Annotated in this window: 12 protein-coding genes and 3 pseudogenes; 7 read left to right on the top strand and 8 right to left on the bottom strand. The window is 73.4% G+C overall.

Going from position 1 to position 20,297, the window contains the following annotated elements; translation table 11 throughout:
- Nucleotides 1-30: 30 nt before the first annotated feature.
- Nucleotides 31-835 (top strand): annotated as a pseudogene (locus tag ACIQFZ_RS26730) (SAM-dependent methyltransferase).
- A 9-nt stretch (nt 836-844) separates the two neighbouring features.
- Here the strand turns inward: ACIQFZ_RS26730 and ACIQFZ_RS26725 are convergent.
- Nucleotides 845-1,930: an exo-alpha-sialidase gene (locus ACIQFZ_RS26725; RefSeq protein ID WP_365433986.1), complete on the bottom strand. Its 1,086-nt coding sequence runs from the start codon at nt 1,928-1,930 to the stop codon at nt 845-847.
- 284 nt (nt 1,931-2,214) lie between these two features.
- On the opposite strand from ACIQFZ_RS26725, the gene ACIQFZ_RS26720 reads away from it, so the two are divergent.
- Entirely contained in the window at nt 2,215-2,802 is a 588-nt protein-coding gene (locus ACIQFZ_RS26720) for a hypothetical protein (protein WP_376654026.1), read from the top strand.
- 49 nt (nt 2,803-2,851) lie between these two features.
- On the opposite strand, the gene ACIQFZ_RS26715 is transcribed toward ACIQFZ_RS26720, so the two are convergent.
- A complete protein-coding gene (locus tag ACIQFZ_RS26715) occupies nt 2,852-4,600 on the bottom strand; it encodes an acyl-CoA dehydrogenase family protein (protein ID WP_402692324.1) in 1,749 nt (582 codons plus the stop codon).
- Between the two features lie 73 nt (nt 4,601-4,673).
- Between ACIQFZ_RS26715 and ACIQFZ_RS26710 the strand changes: the two genes are divergently transcribed.
- Nucleotides 4,674-5,423 carry a PaaX family transcriptional regulator C-terminal domain-containing protein gene (locus ACIQFZ_RS26710; RefSeq protein WP_402692323.1) on the top strand — a complete coding sequence of 250 codons (750 nt, stop codon included), beginning with the start codon at nt 4,674-4,676 and terminating at the stop codon, nt 5,421-5,423.
- Nucleotides 5,424-5,490: 67 nt separating this feature from the next.
- On the opposite strand, the gene ACIQFZ_RS26705 is transcribed toward ACIQFZ_RS26710, so the two are convergent.
- Both ACIQFZ_RS26705 and ACIQFZ_RS26700 read right to left on the bottom strand, forming a co-directional pair.
- Nucleotides 5,491-6,294, bottom strand: a complete 804-nt coding sequence (locus ACIQFZ_RS26705) for a pectate lyase (protein ID WP_402692322.1) — start codon at nt 6,292-6,294, stop codon at nt 5,491-5,493.
- Between the two features lie 43 nt (nt 6,295-6,337).
- Nucleotides 6,338-7,312, bottom strand: coding sequence for a polysaccharide lyase family 1 protein (locus tag ACIQFZ_RS26700; protein WP_402692321.1), 975 nt, complete (start codon nt 7,310-7,312; stop codon nt 6,338-6,340).
- 430 nt (nt 7,313-7,742) lie between these two features.
- Between ACIQFZ_RS26700 and ACIQFZ_RS26695 the strand changes: the two genes are divergently transcribed.
- The 3 genes from ACIQFZ_RS26695 (at nt 7,743) to ACIQFZ_RS26685 (ending at nt 14,440) form a co-directional block, all read left to right on the top strand.
- The gene (locus ACIQFZ_RS26695) at nt 7,743-9,044 is read left to right on the top strand and encodes an SGNH/GDSL hydrolase family protein (protein ID WP_365778026.1); all 1,302 of its coding nucleotides are present in this window, start codon (nt 7,743-7,745) and stop codon (nt 9,042-9,044) included.
- A 524-nt stretch (nt 9,045-9,568) separates the two neighbouring features.
- The gene (locus tag ACIQFZ_RS26690; RefSeq protein ID WP_365424473.1) at nt 9,569-10,111 is read left to right on the top strand and encodes a hypothetical protein; all 543 of its coding nucleotides are present in this window, start codon (nt 9,569-9,571) and stop codon (nt 10,109-10,111) included.
- A gap of 9 nt (nt 10,112-10,120) precedes the next feature.
- The gene (locus ACIQFZ_RS26685; RefSeq protein WP_402692320.1) at nt 10,121-14,440 is read left to right on the top strand and encodes an HAD-IC family P-type ATPase; all 4,320 of its coding nucleotides are present in this window, start codon (nt 10,121-10,123) and stop codon (nt 14,438-14,440) included.
- Nucleotides 14,441-14,588: 148 nt separating this feature from the next.
- Here ACIQFZ_RS26685 and ACIQFZ_RS26680 read toward each other — a convergent pair whose 3' ends face one another.
- The 4 genes and pseudogenes from ACIQFZ_RS26680 to ACIQFZ_RS26665 form a co-directional block, all read right to left on the bottom strand.
- Nucleotides 14,589-15,941, bottom strand: coding sequence for an FAD-dependent oxidoreductase (locus tag ACIQFZ_RS26680; RefSeq protein WP_365778008.1), 1,353 nt, complete (start codon nt 15,939-15,941; stop codon nt 14,589-14,591).
- A gap of 143 nt (nt 15,942-16,084) precedes the next feature.
- On the bottom strand, nt 16,085-16,762 hold the full coding sequence (locus ACIQFZ_RS26675) for a TetR/AcrR family transcriptional regulator (RefSeq protein ID WP_402692319.1): 678 nt from the start codon (nt 16,760-16,762) through the stop codon (nt 16,085-16,087).
- A 206-nt stretch (nt 16,763-16,968) separates the two neighbouring features.
- A pseudogene (locus ACIQFZ_RS26670) lies at nt 16,969-17,666 on the bottom strand (HAD family hydrolase).
- A 76-nt stretch (nt 17,667-17,742) separates the two neighbouring features.
- Nucleotides 17,743-18,678, bottom strand: coding sequence for a M56 family metallopeptidase (locus ACIQFZ_RS26665; protein ID WP_365778010.1), 936 nt, complete (start codon nt 18,676-18,678; stop codon nt 17,743-17,745).
- A gap of 440 nt (nt 18,679-19,118) precedes the next feature.
- On the opposite strand from ACIQFZ_RS26665, the pseudogene ACIQFZ_RS26660 reads away from it, so the two are divergent.
- A pseudogene (locus ACIQFZ_RS26660) lies at nt 19,119-20,280 on the top strand (RNA-guided endonuclease InsQ/TnpB family protein).
- Nucleotides 20,281-20,297 lie beyond the last annotated feature (17 nt).

Here is a 20,297-nt window from a genome sequence, read left to right as displayed (position 1 = left end):
GAAGGACGAGGTTTCCTCGCAGGAGATCAGATGACTGATCGAAGCGACTGGGAAAGCAGACTGCAGACCGATCGCCCCCCACTCTGCCCGCGTGTGGAACTACCTGCTCGGTGGCAAGGACCACTACCCGGTGGACAGCGAGACCGGCGCCGTGATCCTGCGGATGTTCCCCGAGATCGCGGCCATCGCACGTCAGCAACGGAGCTTCCTGGTACGGGCGGTGCGGTACCTGGCAGGCGAGGCCGGGATCCGCCAGTTCCTCGACATCGGCACCGGGCTGCCCACCGCGAACAACACGCACGAGGTCGCCCAGAGCATCGCGCCCGACAGCAAGATCGTCTACGTCGACAACGACCCCATCGTCCTCGTCCACGCCGACGCGTTGCTGCGCGGCACGACCGAGGGCGAGTGCGCCTACCTCGACGCCGATGTGCGCGATCCGCGGAAGATCCTCGCCCAGGCGGCCCAGACGCTGGACTTCGACCAGCCCATCGGCCTGATCCTGCTCGGCATCATCGGGCAGGTCCCGGACGAGGAGGAGCCCGAGCGGATCGTGGCCGAGCTGATCGACGCCCTGCCCCGCGGCAGCTACGTGGCCCTCAGCGACGGCACGGACACCAGCGACAAGCTCAACGCGGCCATCACGGCCTACAACGCGCAGTCCGCCAACTCGTACCACCTGCGCTCGCCCGAGCACGTCGGGCGCTTGCTGCGGGGGCTGATTCAGGTCGAGCCGGGCCTGGTCAGGTCCGCCGACTGGCGCCCGGACCCCGATACGGAGGACATCAGACGCGATCAGGGCCACGCCGTCGCGGCGGTGGGCCTGAAGGAGTAGGAGCCCCTCTCAACCGATGACCGCCGCGCGCACGCAGAGCACGTCGGGCAGGTGCGAGGTCAGTTGCCGCCAGCTGTCGCCGTCGTCCGCCGAGGCGTACACCTCCCCGTTGCGATTGCCGAAGTAGATGCCGGCCGGGTCCGCGTCGTCGGTGCACAGCGCGTCCCGCAGCACCGTGCCGTAATGGTCCTCCGAGGGCAGGCCCGCCGAGAGCGGCTCCCAGCTCCTGCCCGCGTCCTCGGTGCGGAACACACGGCAGCGGCGGTCGGCGGGCACCCGGTCCGCGTCCGCGTTGATCGGGAAGACGTACGCGGTGTCGCCGCGGTGCGGGTGGGCGGCCGCGGCGAAGCCGAACGTCGACGGCAGGCCCTCGCCGATGTCCGTCCAGCGCGCGCCCCCGTCGTCGCTGCGGTACACGCCCCAGTGGTTCTGCAGGTACAGCCGGTCGAGGTTCTCCGCGTCCTGCGCGACCTTGTGCACGCACTGGCCGAACTCCGGGTTCGGATCGGGCAGGAACACGGCGGACACCCCGGAGTTGGCAGGCGTCCAGCTCACTCCGCCGTCGGCCGTGCGGAACACCCCGGCGGTGGACACGGCGACCGTGACCGCCTGCGGATCGCGCCGGTCCGTCACCACGGTGTGCAGGCCCTCACCGCCGCCGCCCGGCACCCACTTCGACCGGGTGGGGTGCTCCCACAGCGGGCGGACCAGCTCGAAGCTCTCGCCGCGGTCCTCCGAGCGGTACAGCGCCGCCGGTTCCGTGCCCGCGTAGACCACGTCGGGCTCGGCGGCGGCCGGGTGCAGTTGCCACACCCGCTCCAGCGAGGCGCCGGTGTCCTTGGGGAACTTCACGGCGGGGCGGGCCGGCTCGGTCCAGGTGCGGCCCAGGTCGTCGGAGTGGAACACCGAGGGGCCCCAGTGCGCGCTGTCCCCGCCAGCCAGCAGCCGCGGGACGGAGCCGCGGACGTCGATGGCGACCGAGTACACGGCCTGGGCGTTGAAATGGGGACTGTCGTCGAACTCCCAGACGCCGTCCCGCCGCCGCCCGATGAACAAGCCCTTGCGCGTGCCCACGGCGAGCAGTACTTCGGTCATGCCGATCACCTCCGCGAGGTCTTCGTCCGAACCTCTTTGTCCCGGACACCGGCCAGTGTGCACCCCACCACTGACAGTCCTCTCCGCATCAGCGTCGTCGCAGGTCACAGCGGCATGGCTGGGAGACGGCGCCCGGTCGCGCCCGCCGTGGGAGCCGGGGACGGCCGGGCCGCGGCACCCATGGGAGGGCCGGGGCGGGGAACCCGGCGTGAGCATCGGGGAGCCCTCCGCCGTATGGGAGGGCGGTCCGGCAGGTCTGTGCGCTCGTGAGGAGGATGCCGTCGATGGCGTTCCGTGGTCCGAAGGTGTGGCTGTGGCGGTGGCGCCGCAATCCGCTCAAACGCCGCGCCGACATGGTGGAAGCCTGGGTCGTGCTCGGCACCTGGGTGCTCGGTGTTCTCGCCGGGGTGCTCGCCGGATGGACGGCGGCCCGGGGCGCGGAACAGGCCATGGCCCTGGAACCCCTCGCGCGGACGCCCACGGTCGCGCGGGTGACCGAGCGGGTGCCCGGCTCGTCCGCCGGGACCGGCGGGGCTCCCGGCACCACCCTCCGGGTGTGGGGAAAGGTGCGCTGGACCACGCCGGACGGCATCGCGCGCACCGGCTGGGCCCGGGTATGGCCCGGCAGCGCCGCCGGCACCCCGGTCACCGTGTGGACCGACTCCCGGGGCCGGCTGGTGACCGGACCGGCCACGCCCGCTCAGGCCCGCACGCGGGCCGTGATGTCCGGCGGCCTGGTGGGAGTGGGCGCCGCCGCCGTCCCCTTCGTCACCGGCCGCGCCCTGCGCGCCTGCCTGGAACGCCGTCGCCTGGACCAGTGGGACACCGAGTGGGCCCGCTTCGGCCCGCTGTGGAGCCGCAAGGCCTGGTGACCGATCCCGGGGGTGGCGTGCTGGTGCCTGGAGACGCCCGGCACGGCCCCTAACCCGGAAGTGACCGTTCCAGAATGGCGTCGACGTCCGCGCTGTCCGGCAGCGTGCCGAAGGAGTGGCCCCAGTCGCCGCCCAGCCGGGTCGCGCAGAAGACGTCGGCGACGGGGGACGGGGCGTGCCGCACGAGCAGGGAGGCCTGCAGGGTCAGGGCCATGAGCTCGACCAGGCGGCGGGCGCCGGCCGGAGACGCCTCGCCCAGACCTGCCCGGAGCCGGGTCACGGCAGCGTCGAGGCGGGCGTCGGCACCACGGGCCAGGTCGAGTTCGGCGAACAGCGCCTCCGCGGTGCCGGGCTCCCGGCCGAGCGCCCGCAGGACGTCCAGGGCGTTGACGTTCCCCGAGCCCTCCCAGATCGACAGCAGCGGCGCTTCCCGGTAGTGCCGGGGCATCCCGGACTCCTCGACGTAGCCGTTGCCGCCCAGGCACTCCAGGGCCTCCGCCGTGAAGGCGGGCCCCCGCTTGGTGACCCAGAACTTGCCGACCGCGGTCGCGACCCTCCGGAACGCGGCCTCGTCATCCCCGCCGCCCGCGCGCACCGTCCGGTCGGCCGCACCGGCCAGCCGCAGCGTGAGCGTCGTCGCGGCCTCGGACTCCAGCGCCAGGTCGGCCAGCACGTTCCGCATCAGCGGCTGGTCGATGAGCAGCGCGCCGAAGGCGCCGCGGTGCCGCACGTGGTGGCCCGCCTCGACGAGTGTCTTGCGCATGAGCGCCGCCGACATCATCACGCAGTCCAGGCGCGTGCAGTTGACCATCTCGATGATCGTCTTGACGCCCCGCCCCTCGGGCCCGACCAGCCAGGCCACCGTCCCGTCGAACTCCGGCTCGGAGGAGGCGTTGGACCGGTTGCCCAGCTTGTCCTTGAGCCGCTGGATGCGGAAGGTGTTGCGGCTGCCGTCGGGCAGGACGCGCGGCACCAGGAAGCAGGACAGCCCGCCCGGAGCCTGGGCGAGCACCAGGAAGACGTCGCACATGGGCGCCGAGGTGAACCACTTGTGCCCGCGCAGGGTGTACACCCCGGGCTCCGCGGTCGGCGTGGCCGTCGTGGTGTTCGTCCGTACGTCCGAGCCGCCCTGCTTCTCGGTCATCCCCATACCCGCCAGCAGGCCCTGCTTCTCGGCCGGCACCCGCAGCCCGGGCTCGTACACCCGGGCGGCCAGCAGGGGTTCGTACACGGCGGCCAGCTCCGGCTGGGCGCGCAGGGCGGGTACGGCGGCGTACGTCATCGACGTCGGGCAGCCGTGCCCGGCGTCCGTGTGCCCCCACACCAGGCCGCCGGCGCTGCGGGCCACGTGCGCGCCGGGCCGCTCGTCCGCCCAGGGTGCGCCGGCCAGGCCCTCGGCGACCGCTGTCCCCATCAGGTGGTGCCAGGCGGGGTGGAACTCGACCTCGTCGATCCGGTTGCCGTAGCGGTCGTGGGTGCGCAGTTCCGGCTCGTGCCGGTTGGCCTGGTCGGCCCACTCCTGCGCCTGAACGCTCCCGGCCAGCGTCCCGAGCCGCCGTACGTCCTCCTCGGCCCAGCCCGCGCCCTCCCGGCGCAGCCCCTCCAGCAGCGCCGCGTCGTCGGACGCGTCGTAGGGCGCCAGGGGAGGGGCCTGGTTGGTGACGGCGTGCGCGGCGTCCTGCCCGTGCGGCCCGGGCCGCGGTTCGAGCGGCGCCTCTCCGTCCGGGCGCACCGCCGGTCCCTGCCGCACTTGCCGTGCCTGTCGTTCCTGCTGCTCGTGCGCGAGTGTCGAGGCCATGGCATCCATGTTGCACTGTGGCTGCGGTCGCAGCAATAGTGCAACATGTCGGGTGTCCGTACAGTACGTGACCATGAACGCCTCCCAGGAGCCCGCCGGGGCCGGGCTGCGCCCGCTGTCCGCGCGGTCGGTCGTCCTGAGCCTGCTGCTGGGCACGCACCCGCCTGAACTGCCGGTGAAGGACCTCGTACGGGCGGTCGAACCCTTCGGGATCGGCGGATCCACCCTGCGCGCGGCCCTGAGCCGGATGGTGGCCGCCGGAGACCTGCGACGCTCCGACACCGTCCACGGCCTTAGCGACCGGCTGCTGGAGCGCCAGCGGCGCCAGGACGCGGCCGTGCACCCCGAGACGTGCCCCTGGGACGGGAAGTGGGAGATGGTCGTCGTGACGGCGACCGGCCGCGAGCCCGCCGAACGCGCCGAGCTGCGCGCCCGGTTGACGGCTCTCCGGCTCGCCGAACTCCGCGAGGGCGTCTGGCTGCGCCCCGCCAATCTGCGCCGCCCCTGGTCGGGCGGACTGTCCCCGGTGGTTCGGCGTTTCACCGCCCGGCCCGAAGAGCCGGCCGCCGACCTGGCCGCGCGCCTGTGGCCGGTCGACGACTGGGCGGCGACCGCTCGCACGCTGCTCGATCTTGTCGCGCGCACGGACCGGCCCGCCGACCGCTTCACCGCCCTCGCGGCCGTCGTACGGCACCTGCTGGCCGACCCCGTGCTGCCCGCGCCCCTGCTGCCCGCGCACTGGCCGGGCCCGGCGCTGCGCACCGTGTACACCGACTGCCGGCGGGAGTTGACCGAGGAGATGCTCGGTCGCGCGAGGCGGTGAGCGTACGGCGGTCGCGCGCGGCGCCCTCGGGCACACCGCGCGCGACCGCGCTCTCACCGCGTCGGCATCACTTGTAAGTGATGTCGGACGCCGTGTACTTGCAGTACGTGCCGTCGGCGTCGGTGCCGCCCTTGGTCGGCTCGGCGCCCGTGTTGTTCCCGGTGTACTTCTGGCAGGGGACGATCTTCTTGCCGGAGTCCCCGATGATGGTGATCTTCTTCAGCGAGGCGCTGTCCCCGTAGTTGGTGTTGATGCCGGCGATCCGGCCGCCCTTGTAGGTGGCCTCGATCGTGTTGAGGTTGATGGTCCGCTTGTACTGCGTCTTGCAGTTGCCGCACGAGCGGACGAAGGTGCCGAAGTTCTGTACCGCGAAGTTCGACACGTTCAGCGTGCCGGCGCCGTTGAACTGGAAGACCTTGTCGCTGGCCTCCTTCGCGCCGCCGCCGGAGACGGTGTAGACGTTGGAGGACGAGGAGCCGAGGAACGTCGCGGCGTCCTCGCCGACGTCCTCCCACCAGACGTTCTGGAGCGTGCAGCTGCCCAGGCAGTGGATGCCGTCGGCGGCGGGGGAGCCGATGATGACGTTCTTCAGGACGGCGCCGGCGGCCAGTTCCAGGATCGGCTTCTGGTTCTCCTCCTGGCCGCCGGTGCCCAGGGCTCCGCTGCCGTACAGGCGCGTCATCCCGTAGTCCTTGGTGCCGGACACCGAGATGGTGGCGGAAACTGCCTGACTGCCGTTGGCGGAGGGCCAGGTGGCGGCGCTCGCCGAAGGCGCCCCTTCGGTCATGAGCATGGCAACCGAGAGCCCGAGTGCGGCCAGGCCCCCGGTCAGTGCGCGCCGTCGCAGGCTTGGTCGTGCTGCGGACGTCATGTCCTTGTTCCTTCCGTGCGGTCGGGTGATGGCCGGGCGGCGGTCAGATCTTCCCGGTGCCCGCGCCCGCGGTCACCGAGGAGGTCACGCCGGAGGCGGCCTCTGCCGTATAGCTGTACGGAGGGCTGGTGAAGGAGCCGGTCTGCGACACCTCGGTCGCGGCGCCGCCGAGGTCGTTGCCCCGCAGGTTGGCGTAACCGTCCTGCTTGCTGTCCCGGTTGGTGGTGACGGCGACCGACGTGCTGCGGAAGACGTTGTTCTCGACCAGCATCTGGGCGCCCATGCGCGAGTGCACGGCGGTCTCGGCGCCCACGACGTAGTTGTCGTAGAAGTGCCCCGTGCCGAAACGCAGGCTCGGGATGCGGGAGTTGACGTTGTTGAACCAGTTGTGGTGGTACGTCACCCGCAGATGCCCGGTGTCCTCGCTCGCGTTGCTGTCGCTGTGGCCGACCAGCGAGCCCTTGTAGTGGTCCTTGAAGGTGTTCCAGGACACCGTGACGTAGTCGGAGGCGTGCGAGACGTCGAGCAGGCCGTCGTAGTAGTCCTTGCCGTGGTCGCGGTCGGAGGACAGGGAGTTGTGGTCGATCCAGACCTTGGTCGAGCCTTGGACGGTGATCGCGTCCGTGCCGACGGCCTTGCTGATCTGGAGGTTGCGCACGGCGACGTTGCTGACGTTCTTCAGCCGCAGTCCGCCGCCGGTGAACCCGGACGACGAACCGACGCCCAGCACCGTGGTGTTGGAGCCGACGTCGACCTGACCGCTCAGTGGGATCAGGCCGCTCACCTTGATCACCTTGGCGGTGTTGCCGGTCACGGCCGACTTGAAGGCGCTGAGCGTCGAGACGGTCACCGCCGAGGCGCTGCCGCCGCCGGTCGTGCCGGCGCCGAAACCGACCGGTGAGCTCTCGGCGGCCCCGGCCTGCTGCGGCAGGGCGAGCACCGCGAGGGTCGCGGCCGCGGCGACGGCCGCCGCCAGCGCCGACCTGGGCGCGTGTGGACGTGAGAGGCGAGTTCGCATGCGGATGCTGTCCCTTCGGAAGGACTGGGTGGGGGGTCGTATACGAGACCGTGTGAGGTCGTATACGTGAATGGCGAACATCATGTGGAACGACTCGCGTGAGCAGTGGGCCTCAGAGGGCCTGAAGTAGCGCCTGCTGGTCACACTGTTGAACGGACCGTAGAGTGCAAGCGCTTTCTAGTCAACGCCTCGCGCAGGTCACATCCGGCCACTCGCGGGTGGATGGCGAAAGGGTGCCGACGCTGGCGTGGGAGCGCTTCCATGGTGGCCATGTTCATGCCACCATGCAGCAGCGGCAGCCCGCCGGGGGCAGTTCCGCGCGCCTCGGGCCGCCGCCCGGACCCGTCCGATCGCACCCCCGCACATCCAACGGAGGACGCAAGTGACACCGACCGGAAGAACGCGCCCCGCCAGAACCCGCCGTGCCGACCTGATCGGCGTGTGCGTCCTGGTGCTGGCCCTCGTCGTCACCGTCTCGGCCGTCACCGCCCTGGTGCGCGGGCCGGACCGCGTGACCGCCGCCGACCGGCCGCCGGCCGCGGCCGCACGGCACTGGGTGAACACCTGGACGGCGATGCCGCAGCTCACCGAACCCGGCAACCTGCCGCCGGCGCCCTTCACCGGCGACCGCGCCGTCCTCGTCGACACCACCGTGCGGCAGACGCTGCGCGTCTCCACCGGCGGCCACCGCATCCGGCTGCGCTTCTCCAACGCCTTCGGTGACACCCCGCTGCCCCTGACCGCCGTGACGGTGGCGCTGCCGCGCGACGGCGCGGCCGGAGTCAGCGCCGTCGAGCCGCGTACGACCCGGAAGGTGACGTTCTCCGGGCGGGCGTCGACGACCGTGCCCACCGGGGCGCAGGTCGTCTCCGACCCGCTGGACCTCGACCTGCGCGCCGCGTCCACCCTCACCGTGACGGCGTACCTGGCCGAGGGCCAGCCCTCCCTCGCGCTCACCTCCCACCCGGGCTCGCGCACGACGTCGTACCTCGTCCACGGTGACCACACCCGGGACGCCGATCTGGCCGGGGCGACCCCGGTAGACCACTGGTACCTGATCAGCGACGTCGAGGTGGAGGCCAAGGCCTCGACCGAGGCCGTGGCGATACTCGGCGACTCGCTCACCGACGGGCGCGGCTCCACCACCAACGCCAACGACCGCTGGCCCGACCAGCTCCACGACCGGCTCCGCTCCCGCCCCGCCACCGCGGACCTCGCCGTCCTGAACCAGGCCGCCGGGGGCAACCGCGTCCTGAACGACGGTCTCGGCCCCAACGTCCTCGCCCGCCTCGACCGCGACATCCTCTCGCGCAGCGGCGTCGCCTGGCTGATCGTCTTCGAGGGCGTCAACGACATCGGCACCGCCGACGCCACCCCGGCCGCCCAGCGCCGGGTCACCGAGGACCTGATCGCCGCCTACCAGCAGATCGTGGTGCGCGCCCATGCCCAGGGCATCCGCGTCTACGGCGCCACCCTGTTGCCGTTCGGTGGCAACGACTCCTACGACGACCCGGCGGGCCTGCGGGAGAAGTCCCGCCAGGCGGTCAACGCCTGGATCCGGGCGCGCGGGCACTTCGACGCGCTCATCGACTTCGACCGCGCGGTCCGCGAGCCCGGGCAGCCGAGCCGGCTGCGGCCCGACCTCCACGCCGGGGACTGGCTGCACCTCAACCCGCAGGGTTACGGGCTCCTCGCGGGCGCGGTTCCCGCGGGACTGTTCCGCCACTCCTGACGCGGGGGACGGACGGCTTCGCCGTCGGGCTGCCGGGCGCCGGCCTTCGGGGCGGGCGCCTGTCGGCCCTTCGGGTGGGGGCTCGGTGCGGCGGGTGCACCTGTGCGGGTGGAGTTCTTGCCGCTTCCTTGGGTCCGTTGTCTCTGGTGTGGGGGGAGGGACGGCTCGGCCGTTGGGCTGCTGGGTGTCGGCCTTTCGGGCGGGGTGTCTGTCGGCCTTTGGGTGGGTGTTCGGCGCCGCGTGCACTCGTAGCCGCAGGGGTGTGGGAGCGTGGCGGGTGCCCTTTTCCCGAGCGGTTCCGCTGGTTCCGGCGCGGGGGCGGGCCGTCTCCGATCGGCATCCCGCCGGTGCTGCGGGCAGGGTTCGGGTCGGCGTTTCGGCCGCAATGCGGAACGTGGTGGATGGCGGAGCCCGGTGGCGCGGACGAGAGCGGTGGCGTTGTCTGGGAGAGACGGGGTGACCAGCACGGTTGTGGGCACCCGGTGGCCACAAGGAGTCGATCTCACCCCCATGCGAGGAGAGTCATGGCTGAGCGGAAGTCGTCGTCTGCCCTTGCGGCGCCGCTGCACGGTGCGGCCTCGGTGCTGCGAAAGGTGCCCGGCGCCGAGGCGGTGGGCCGGGCCGCGCAGGGGACGCTGGACAAGGTCGGCGCGGTCTCGCCGCGCGGGCGGCGGCTCGCGGTGTACACGGGAGCCGGAGTGCTCGGTGTCGCCGGAGTGGTGGAGTGGCCGGTGGCGCTCACCGGCGCGGCCGTGGTCTGGCTCACCCAGCCCCGCCCCGAGCGGCCCGCCGCCGAGGAGGAGCAGACACAGGCACCGGAGCTGCCACCGGCCACCACTGCGGCCCGCAAGCCCGGGAAGAAGCGCGGCACGGCTGCCCGGGAGACCGAGCAGGGCGCCGGTACCGGCATCAAGAAGCAGGCGTCCGCGCCGGACGCGGACACCGGGCCCGACGAACCGGCGAAGACCAAGGCGTCAGGGGCCGGCCGAGGCAAGTCCTCGAAGGGGCAGGCATCGGCCGCCGGACCCCTCGGCCCGACGGCGCGGCCCGACCGCACCTCCCTCTGAGGACGCGCCATGGTGCTAGGACTGCTGACTGCGCCGTCGGCCGCTGCCCGGCTGGTCACCCGGACGGCCGCCCCTGCGGTCGGGGCCGCCGCGGGAGCGGTGGCCGGAACGGCACGGGCCGGCGTACGCGGCGTCGACGCCGCCACGCGGGTCGTGCGTGTCGCCCGCAACGCCCTGCCCGGCACGGACCACCACTGGCGGTCCGGCACCCGGGCGCATCTGTCACTGCGCTCCCTGGACCCGGAGAGGGTGCTGCGCGCGGGCGGGAAGGAACATCTGGCCCGGCACATCGCCGCGACACTCGCCGAGCGGCCCGACGTGCTCTTCGCGTGCTGGGACGAGGGTCTCGGACGGCTGGTCGTCGCCGTGACGGAGGAGGAGGTCGCCGACGAGGTCGTGGACCAGGCGGCCGACCTCGCGACCCGGCACGGGCTCGTTCTGGACGGCGACGATCCGGACGAGATCACACATCCGGGGGACCCGGCCGGGGTGCGGGCGGCCGCGGCCACGTTCGCCGCCGACGTGGTGGGCGTTGGCGTCGCACTGACCTCCTACGCGTTGCGCCTGCCGCCCTCGCCGCGCATGGTGACCGCCGTGGTGACGCTGCTGCGGGAGAATCCACGCTTTCGTGCCGCCCTGGGCTCCCGGATGGGCAGGTCCCGTATGGACCTCCTGCTCGCCTGCGCGAACGCGGCCGCCCACGGCAGCGGCCAGACCCCCACCGCGCTGGTCCTGGACGGAGCGCTGCGCGCCTCCCAACTGGCCGACACGGTGGCCCGCACGGCCGCCTTCGACGCGTTCCACGACCAGCTGTGCGCACCCGGCCGCGTCAGCGTCGCCGCGGACGACACCCCGCGCCCGCCGCTGCGCATCACACCGGCCCAGGAGTACGCCAACCACGCCTCCGCCGGCAGTCTGGTGGGCGCGGCGCTGACCATGCTGGTCAAGCGCAACGGGGCCGAGGCGGCCGAGGCGGTGCTCGCCGGTTCTCCCAAGGCCGCGCGTTACGGACCCGCCGTCTTCCACGCCGTGCTCGGCACCCTGCTCGCCCGGACCGGCGTGCTGGTCCGGGCCCCGGAACGGCTGCGGCAACTGGAGATGGCGGGCACCGTCGTCCTGCACTCGAGCGCCCTGCGCACCGAGGAGGGGGAGGCGGACCCGTGGGCCGAACCGGTCCTGGACGCGGCACGCCGGGCCGGACTGCGGGTGGTCCTGGTGGACGATCCGGCCCTGGAGGACCTGACCGGCCTCGCCGACCAGGTCGTGGACGCCCGGCGGCCCCTGGACGACGTGGTGTACGGGCTGCGCGGCGAGGAGGGCACGGTGCTCACCGTCGCCCGGATGCGCTCCGCCGACGACCACGACGTCCTGGCCGGACTGCGCGGCAGCGACCTCGCCGTCGCCCTCGTGGACGGCGACGCCGCCGTCGTCTGGGGCGCGGACCTCCTCGCCCTGCACGGACTGTCCGACGTGTGGCGGGTGCTGACGGCCGTCCCGATGGCCAGGACGACCGGCCACCGGGCGCAGACCCTGGCCCGGTCCGGTGCCGCGCTGTCCGGGCTGCTCGTGGCCATCGGCGAGTCCAAGCGCGGCCGCGGCCGCCGTGCCATCCTGCCCGGGTTGCGGCACGCACCGGTCGACGCCGCCGCGGCCGCCGCCCTGCTGTCCGGGACGCGCGCCGCCTTCGCCGTGGCGGCGGCGCACGCCCCGCACCCGCGACCGCGCGTGCACTGGCACGAACTCGACGCGAAGGAGGCCCAGGAACGGCTGGAGCAGGAAGCGGAGGGCCGGCTCACCCCGTTCGAGTGGCTCGCCGTCCAGGCCCGTAAGGCGGTCGCCGCCATCGTCCGGAACCCCGTCCTCGCCCCGGTCCGCTGGACGTACGAGCTGGGGCAGGCCGTGCGCGGCGAACTGCGGGACCCCCTCACCCCGGTCCTGGCCGTCGGCTCGGCGGCCTCGGCGATCCTCGGCTCCGTGGTGGACGCCCTCCTCGTGATCGGCGCCCTCGACCTGAACGCCCTGGTCGGCGGCTTCCAGCGGCTGCGCGCAGAGCGTGCCCTGTCCGGCCTGATCGCCGAGCAGAAGCGCAAGGCACGCATCGCGCCCCCGGACGCGCAGGCCCCGGCCGGCGCCACCGTCACGGTCGACGCCGGGAAGCTCAAGCCGGGCGACGTGATCGAGCTGAAGGGCGACGAGGTGGTGCCTGCCGACGCCCGGCTGCTGTGGGAGGACGGCCTGGAGGTCGACGAGTCCGCGCTGACCGGGGAGTCCCTTCCGGTGGAGAAGCAGACCGACCCGACCCCGCACGCCGCGGTCGCGGACCGCAGCTGCATGGTCTTCGAGGGCACCACCGTGGTGGCCGGGCAGGCCCGGGCCGTCGTGGTCGACACCGGCGAGAGCACCGAGGCCGCCCGCGCCGTGCACCTCGCCGCCCGCACGCCCCCGTCCGCGGGCGTGCAGGCCAGGCTCCAGGAACTCACCCGCAAGGCACTCCCGTTGACGCTGGCGGGCGGAGCCGCGCTGACCGGTATCGCGCTGCTGCGCGGCACCTCCGTCCGAGAGGCGGTCAGCGGCGGTGTGGCCGTCGCCGTGGCCGCCGTCCCGGAGGGCCTGCCCCTGGTCGCCACTGTGGCGCAGCTGGCGGCGGCCCGGCGGCTCAGCCGCGACGGCGTCCTGGTCCGCACCCCGCGCGCGCTGGAGGCGCTGGGCCGGATGGACACCATCTGCTTCGACAAGACCGGCACTCTCACCGAGAACCGGCTGCGCGTGGTGCGGGCGTCCGACGCCGACGGTGAGGTCCACGTGGTGGGCGACGAGGCCTCCGCACGGACACTGCGGTCCGCGGCGCGGGCCTGCCCGCGTCTCAACGGCGACTCGGACCGGCCGGTGCACGCCACCGACGAGGCCGTCCTCGACGCGGCCGGTCCCGACCCGGACTGGGCCGAGCTGGAGGACCTCGGCTTCGAGGCGGCACGCGGATACGCGGCCGCCGTCGGCCGGGTCGCGAACGGCCCCCGCCTGCTGGTCGTCAAGGGCGCCCCCGAGACGGTGCTGCCCGCCTGCCCCGCCCTCCCGGCCCACGCGATCGACACCTCGCACGCCCTGGCCGGCGACGGACTGCGGGTGCTGGCGGTGGCGCAGCGGCGGCTCGACGAGCACGAGAGCGAGGAGGACGCACTCGAGCGGACGCTTGAGGGCCTGGAGTTCATCGGGCTGCTGGCGCTGTCGGACGTGCCGCGCGACACGTCCATGGCGCTCGTGAGCGGGCTGTACGAAGAGGGCGTACGGCCGGTCATGCTCACCGGCGACCACCCGCAGACCGCCCGGGCCATCGCCACCGAGCTGGGCTGGCCCAAGGACACCACCGTGGTCACCGGGGACGAACTCGCCGCCGCGGACAGGACGGCCCGCGCCCGGATGCTGCGCGACGCCGGCGTGGTCGCCCGGGTGGCGCCCGAGCAGAAGCTCCAGGTCGTCGAGGCCCTGCGGGATGCCGGCCGGGTGGTCGGCATGGTCGGGGACGGCGCCAACGACGCCGCGGCGATCCGCGCCGCCGACATCGGCGTGGGCATCAACGCCCGCGGTTCCGCGGCCGCGCGCAACGCCGCCGACATCGTCCTGACCGACGACGACCTGACGGTCCTGATCGACGCGATCGGCGAGGGCCGCGCCCTGTGGCACAGCGTCGCCGACGCCATCGCCATCCTGATCGGCGGCAACGCGGGCGAGATCGGCTTCGGTCTGTTCGGCACGCTGCTGTCGGGCACCGCGCCGCTGTCCACCCGGCAGATGCTCATGGTGAACCTGTTCACGGACCTCTTCCCGGCGATGGCCGTCGCGGTGACCCCGAAGGAGGACCCCGAGCAGGCGCGGTCGGCGACTCCGGAGGACGCGGCGGGCTCCGTCCTGGGCGAGGGACTGATCCGGCAGATCCGCCACCGTGCCCTGACCACCTGTCTGGGCGCGGTCACGGCCTGGATGATCGGCCGCTGGACACCGGGCACCGCCCGCCGCTCCAGCACGATGGCCCTGTGCGGTGTGGTCGGAACCCAGCTGGTCCAGACCCTGCTCGACCGCCGGGGCAGCACGCTGGTCCGGGTGACGTCCCTGGGCTCCGCCCTCACCCTGGCCGCACTGATCCAGACCCCCGGCGTCAGCCGGGCCCTGGGCTGCACCCCGCTCGGTCCGGTGGCCTGGGCCGGCGTCGGCGCGGCGATCACCCTGGCCCTGGCCGGTCAGCGGGTCCTGCCCCAACTGGAGGAGACCGTCGTACGGCTGCTGCCGGAGAGCGGTCCCGCGGTCGTCCGAGAGCTGACGGCCGGAGGATGACCAGAGGTCCGGTCCCGCCAGAGTCTGGCGGGACCGGACCGGTTCATGGATTCCCGCGGGCATGTGCCAGGGCGATCCCGCTGTCTTGGGACCTCTCTTTTGGATCATTCCGGGCTCGCGGGCCCGGGCATGATCCAAACGAAGGGCCCTAGGCCTGGGAGACCGCGGTGCCGGCCGCCGACCGCAGGGACTCCCAGTCCGGCAGCTTGACCACGCTGCGCCCCAGGGAGACGCCGAGTTCCGCCTCGGCCCGCTCGATGGCCTGCCAGCCCGCCCACCGCACGGGCTCGACACCCTCGGCCCGCAGCACCGGGAGGCTGTCGTCCGGCACCTGCCTGCCCACGAGCCCGGGCGCGTCCTGGAGCAGCGAGGCCACCGTCTCCTTCGCGCACGGCCGGTTGGTGCCGATGACGCCCGTGGGACCCCGCTTGATCCAGCCGGCCACGTACTCGCCCGGCGCGACGGCACCGTCGCGCAGCACGCGCCCGTCCCGGTGCGGCACCGTGCCGGTGCCCGCGTCGAACGGCAGCCCGTCCAGCGGCACTCCGCGGTAGCCCACCGACCGCAGCACCAGCTGGGCCGCGATGTCCTCGTACCGACCCGTCCCGACGACGCCGCCGTGCCCGTCGGGCGCCGTGCGCTCCAGCCGCACCGTGCCCACGCGGCCGTCGTCGGCGAGCAGTTCGACGGGGCGCAGGAAGAAGCGCAGCCGGATCCGGCGGCTGCCGCCCTTCGGCGGCGTCGCGGCCCAGCCGCGCAGGACCTCGATGTTGCGGCGCTGGGCGGCCGGCAGCGCCGAGGGGTCGGCCCAGGCCGGGTCCAGCGCCAGCTCCTCCGGGTCGACGACGACGTCGGTGTCCGGCAGGGCGCCCAGCTCGCGCAGCTCCTTGGTCGTGAAGCGGGCCTGCGACGGGCCGCGCCGGCCCACCATGTGGATCTCGGTCACCCGGCTCGCGGTGAGCGCGGCGAGCGCGGCCTCGGGCATGTCGGTGGGGCTCAGCTCGGTCGCGCCGCGTGCCAGGATGCGCGTGACGTCCACGGCGACGTTGCCCACGCCGACGACGACGGCCGACCGCGCGCCCCGCACGAAACCGCTGTCCACGGAGTCGGGGTGGGCGCTGTACCAGGAGACGAACTCGGTCGCCGACCAGCTGCCCGGCAGGTCCTCGCCCGGGATGTGCAGACGGCGGTCGGTGGCGGCGCCCACGCAGTACACCACCGCGTGGTACAGCTCGCGCAGCCGCGCGGCGGGCAGTCCGCCGGGGCCGCCGACCTGGACGCCGCCCAGGAACCGGACCCGCTCGTGCTCCAGGACCGTCCGCAGGTTGTTCTGCAGGGACTTGATCTTCTCGTGGTCCGGCGCCACGCCGTAGCGCACGAGCCCGTACGGGCACGGCAGACGGTCGAGGACGTCGACGCGCACCGAGGGGTCCTGCTGGACCAGGCCCTGAGCGGTGTAGCACCCGCTCGGCCCCGAGCCGATGACGGCGACACGCAGCACGGCGGAACTCCTTACCCCGATGGATCGCACATGGACCGCAGGAGATCGCTGATGGCTCCAGCATGGCACCAAGCGGACCGCCGGGGGAGGCCGCGCGGGACCGCCCGCGTGTCGCGGCCCGGATCCTTACGCCGGCCGCCGGTCTACCGCTCCGGCGGGGGCGCCGGGATCCCGCCGGTCGCGAAGAAGCGGGACAGGTCCGTGTCGCAGGAGCTGCCGGGCGGCTGCGCCTCCGGCGGCGCTCCCATGTCCCAGTCGAGCCGGTAGCGCTCGAACAGCTCGGCCCGCAGCACCGGCACCGGCATCGGCGCCCCGGGCACCAGCGCGGCGTAGACGGCGCCCATGAGCAGGGCGCGCAGCATCGGGTAGTCGGCGTCGACGTCCTGCGAACCGCGCCGGGCCACCGTGTCCCGCAGCAGCTCGGAGAGGCGCTGCTGCTCCGGGCACTGCACGAAGCCCTCCTCGTGCAGGATCCCCGCCATGTGCTGGCGCATCAGCACCGGCCGGTCCCGGGCAAGACCCAGGATCGCGTCGACGGCCCGCGCCAGCCGCTCCCGACCGTCCTCGGTGTGCGGCTCGCGTTCCAGTGCCTCCTGGAGTGTGCGGTGCATCAGCCGGTGCACGGCGGACTGCACCAGCTGGCGCTTGCCGGGGAAGTAGTAGGAGACCAGTCCGCGTGCCGACCCCGCGCGGTCGGCGATGGCGCCGAGCGTCGTCGCGTCGTACCCGTGCTCGCCGACCAGCTCGACCGCCGCCTGGAGGAGCCGCTCCCGGGAACGCCGTCGCAACTCTTCATTGACCGAGGCGCTTCGCGGGGACATGCTGTGACTCCTGCGTTGACTGGCTGTCAGCCAACTATACTCAGCGCGAGCGGACCGGCCCCGGCAGGGGCCCGTCGTGCTGCCGTCCGTCTCGGGCGAAACGGGGGATCGTCCGAGGCGGGCGGACTTTTGCGTACTCGGTGCCGTCAAGGGGCTGCCGCCGGGGCCGGGTGGGCGTGCCGGCGGCGCGGCCGTGCGGTGGCGGCTCAGTCCGTCGGATCGAGCAGGCCGAGGACCGGCAGCAGCGCGTCCGGCCGCCGAGTGACCGGCAGGTGGTCCACGAAGTGCACGCCGCAGCCCAGGGCGGCCGCGCCGCCGCCCGCGTGGCGGCTGTCGCCGACCATCAGTACGTCCTTCGGGTCGGCGCCGAGCGCCGCGCAGGCGAGAGCGAACAGGCGCGGGTCCGGCTTCTGGACGCCGTGCTCGTACGACAGCACGTAGGCGTCCACGTACGCGTCGAGGCCGTGGGCACGGAACACCGGGCGCAGGTCCCAGCCGATGTTGCTCACCACGCCCACGCCGACCCCGCGCTCGTGCAGCGTCCGCAGCACCTCGGCCGCGTCCGGGTAGGGGGCCCAGGCCGCGGGTGTCATGTGCCGCTCGTACAGCGCATCGTGCAACGCCGGGTCCGGCAGCGGCACTTGGCGGGACAGGGTGGTGTAGGCGGACCGGTGCAGTTCGGCGCTGCGGTCCCGGATCTCCCACAGCCCGGCCGCCTCGTCGGGCAGCCGCGTCGGTGGCGCCCCGCCCGGCAGCGCCCCGGCCTCCTCCAGTGCCTGTGCCGTCCGGACCAACTCGCTTTATCAAGGTTGAGTTCAGCCTCGTCCAGGACGGCTCTCAGCCAGGACTCGCAGGACTCGATGCGGAAGAGGGTCCCGGAGAAGTCGAAGAGCACGGCAGTCATGGGCCGATGATGGCCCAACCGCGTACATCCCGGCCACCGATCACCGGACACCGGTCACGGACCGTTGCCGCCGTTCCTAGCCCAGCGCCCTCAATCCGGGTATCACCGCCACCAGGACCGGTATCACCGGGACGAGGGAGGCGACCGCCGTCAGGCGCAGTCTGCGGGCAGCAGGGAGGCGGTTCGGGGGAGTGAGGAGGCGGTGCACGCGCTGAGGGACGTGCGCTTGGGCGGCGGGGCAGGGGCCGAACACGCCGCGGTGCTCGTTGAGTCCGACCAGGGCGAGGGCGGTCGTCAGGCGGCCGAAGCGGCGTGAGGCCATGTCGTCGGCGGCGAGTTCGACCAGGCGGTGCATCTCGTCGCGGAACGCGGCGAACACCGGCACCTGCGGAAAGCCGCCGGCGAGCGCCGCGGAGCAGTGCAGCAGCCAGTCGTGCCGGGCTCGCGCGTGGCCCTGCTCGTGCGCGAGGACGGCGTCCAGCTGCCGCCCCTTCAGCTTGCGCAACGCGGCCGTGGTGATGACCAGTCGGGGCGACGGGCCGGGCAGCCACCAGGCGTCCGGCTGCTCGCCCTCCAGCACCACGAGCCGGTCGGTGCCGGACTCCTCGCCGGGCAGCAGCGGGGCGCGGACGAGGAGTTCGGCGCGGCGCAGCCTGCGTCGCGCCCGGGCCCGTACCACCTCGCGGAGCAGCATGGCCGCGCTCCACGCTCCGCCGCACGCGAGCGCCACCGCGGTCGTCGGCGCCCAGGCGTCGGCCGTGCCGAGCGCGTACGCCTCCACCACCGAACGCGGAGCCGGGGCGAACACATGGCCGCGCACCGCCTGCCAGGCGGCCGCGGCGCTGAGCGTCATCGACAGCGCGCAGCACAACAGGACCGCGGCGACCACGCACTGCCACACCCACAGCGCGAGCACCGGTTCGCGGTCCGGCCAGTCGGCCCGGGCGAGCAGCCGAGGGGCGGCGACGGCGGTCAGGGCGCCGAGCAGCAGCAGGACCGCGGGGACCATCATGCGAGCCACCCTATGAGCGGGCGACAGTCCCACGGGTACGGCTCCGCGGCAAAGTGACGCAGGCCACGGCGCCCTGGAGCCGACCTCGCCGTCCCGGCGGATCACAGCGCCGCTCTCGCCGTCCCGGCGGATCTCTGGTCCGATCTCGCCGTCCTGCCGGTCACATGGTCACCGGTCACCTGCTCTCTTGCTAGGAGGGCCCGGCGTTCACGCCGGGTAGGTACCGCATCCTGTCGGCGTCGCGGAGCGCCGCCGCATCCGGGTTCCGGGGCGCGGAGCGCCCTGGCAGCCTGCCCGGCGGAGCAGGATGAACGCGAACACGTGCACTGGTGTTCGCTGATCGGGGTGATCGCACGGAAGAGGGGTGCGGGCGTTCGGGTGTCGTGCGTACGGTCGCATGGTGGGTGCCGGGTGATCGGGACAAGTGCCGGGGGGTGGGTGTGGCGGGGGTGCGGGAGGCCGACGGGGGCGGACATGCCCGGTACACGTACCGGCTGCGGGTGTCGGCCACGGCCCGTACTGCGCTGGAGGGGGAGTGGGGGCGGTCGGAAGGCACACGCCGAAGGCGAGCCGTGCGGTCCGGCCCGGCTGGACCGGATGCTGACCCAGGCCCGCGCGGTGACGCCGTGGCCGGCCGCGGGTGCCTCGGTGCCGCAGCAGCAGATCATCCGCGACTTCGCCGCATCCGGCGCGAAAGCCCTGGAGGACCTCAAGGACCGGCTGACGCGGCGGGCCGGAATGCCGCGGCACAAGAAGAAGCACGAGGCCGATCCGACGCTGAACTACACGCGGCACGGCTTCCGGCTCAAGGACGGGCGGCTGCACTTGGCGGGCGGGATCGTCCTGACGGTGGTGTGGTCCCGTCCTCTCCCGGCCGAACCCTCCTCGGTGCGCGTCCACCGCGACCACGTCGGCCACTGGTACGCCTCGTTCGTCGTCCCCGCCCTGCTGGAGCCGCTGCCTTCGACCGGTGCGGTGATCGGAATCGACTGGGGCGTCAAGGAGAAAGCCACCACCACCTCCTACGCCCACGACCTCCCCCACGCCCAGCACGGCCAGAGGTCCCAGGCCGAGCTGTCCCGTTACGACCGGATGATGGCCCGCCGCAGGCCGAAGAAGGGGCAGGCCGCGTCGAAGGGATATCGGGAGGCGAAGAGGTGGCGGGCGAAGGCCTACGCGAAGATCGCCCGCCAGCGCCAGGACACCGCCCGCAAGTGGGCGAAGAAGGTCGTGCGCGACCATGACGTGATCGCGGTGGAGGACTTCCGGCCCAAGTTCCTCGCCCGGACGTCGATGGCCCGCAAGGCGGCCGACGCCGCGATCGGCGCCACCAAGCAGGCCCTGATCGAGATGGGCCGCAAACACGCGCGGGACGTACGCCTGGTGCATCCCGTGCACACCACCATGGACTGCGGATCGTGCGGAGCGAGAACCAAGCACGCACTGCCGCTGTCGGAACGCACCTATACCTGCACCGGGTGCGGAGCCGTCTGTCCCAGGGACAAGAACTCTGCCCGCGTGATGCTCGTCCGGGCAGGTCTGGACCCGGCTGGTGTCGAGGGCACAAGACCTCCTGGAGCGCTGCTCCAGGAGGCGGCCTGAGCCAGGAATCCCCTCCC

It is taken from the genome of Streptomyces sp. NPDC093064, from assembly GCF_044754605.1.
Lineage (GTDB): Bacteria > Actinomycetota > Actinomycetes > Streptomycetales > Streptomycetaceae > Streptomyces.
Note: the sequence above shows the minus strand (reverse complement) of the source record. Positions and strands in the feature narration are given on the sequence as shown.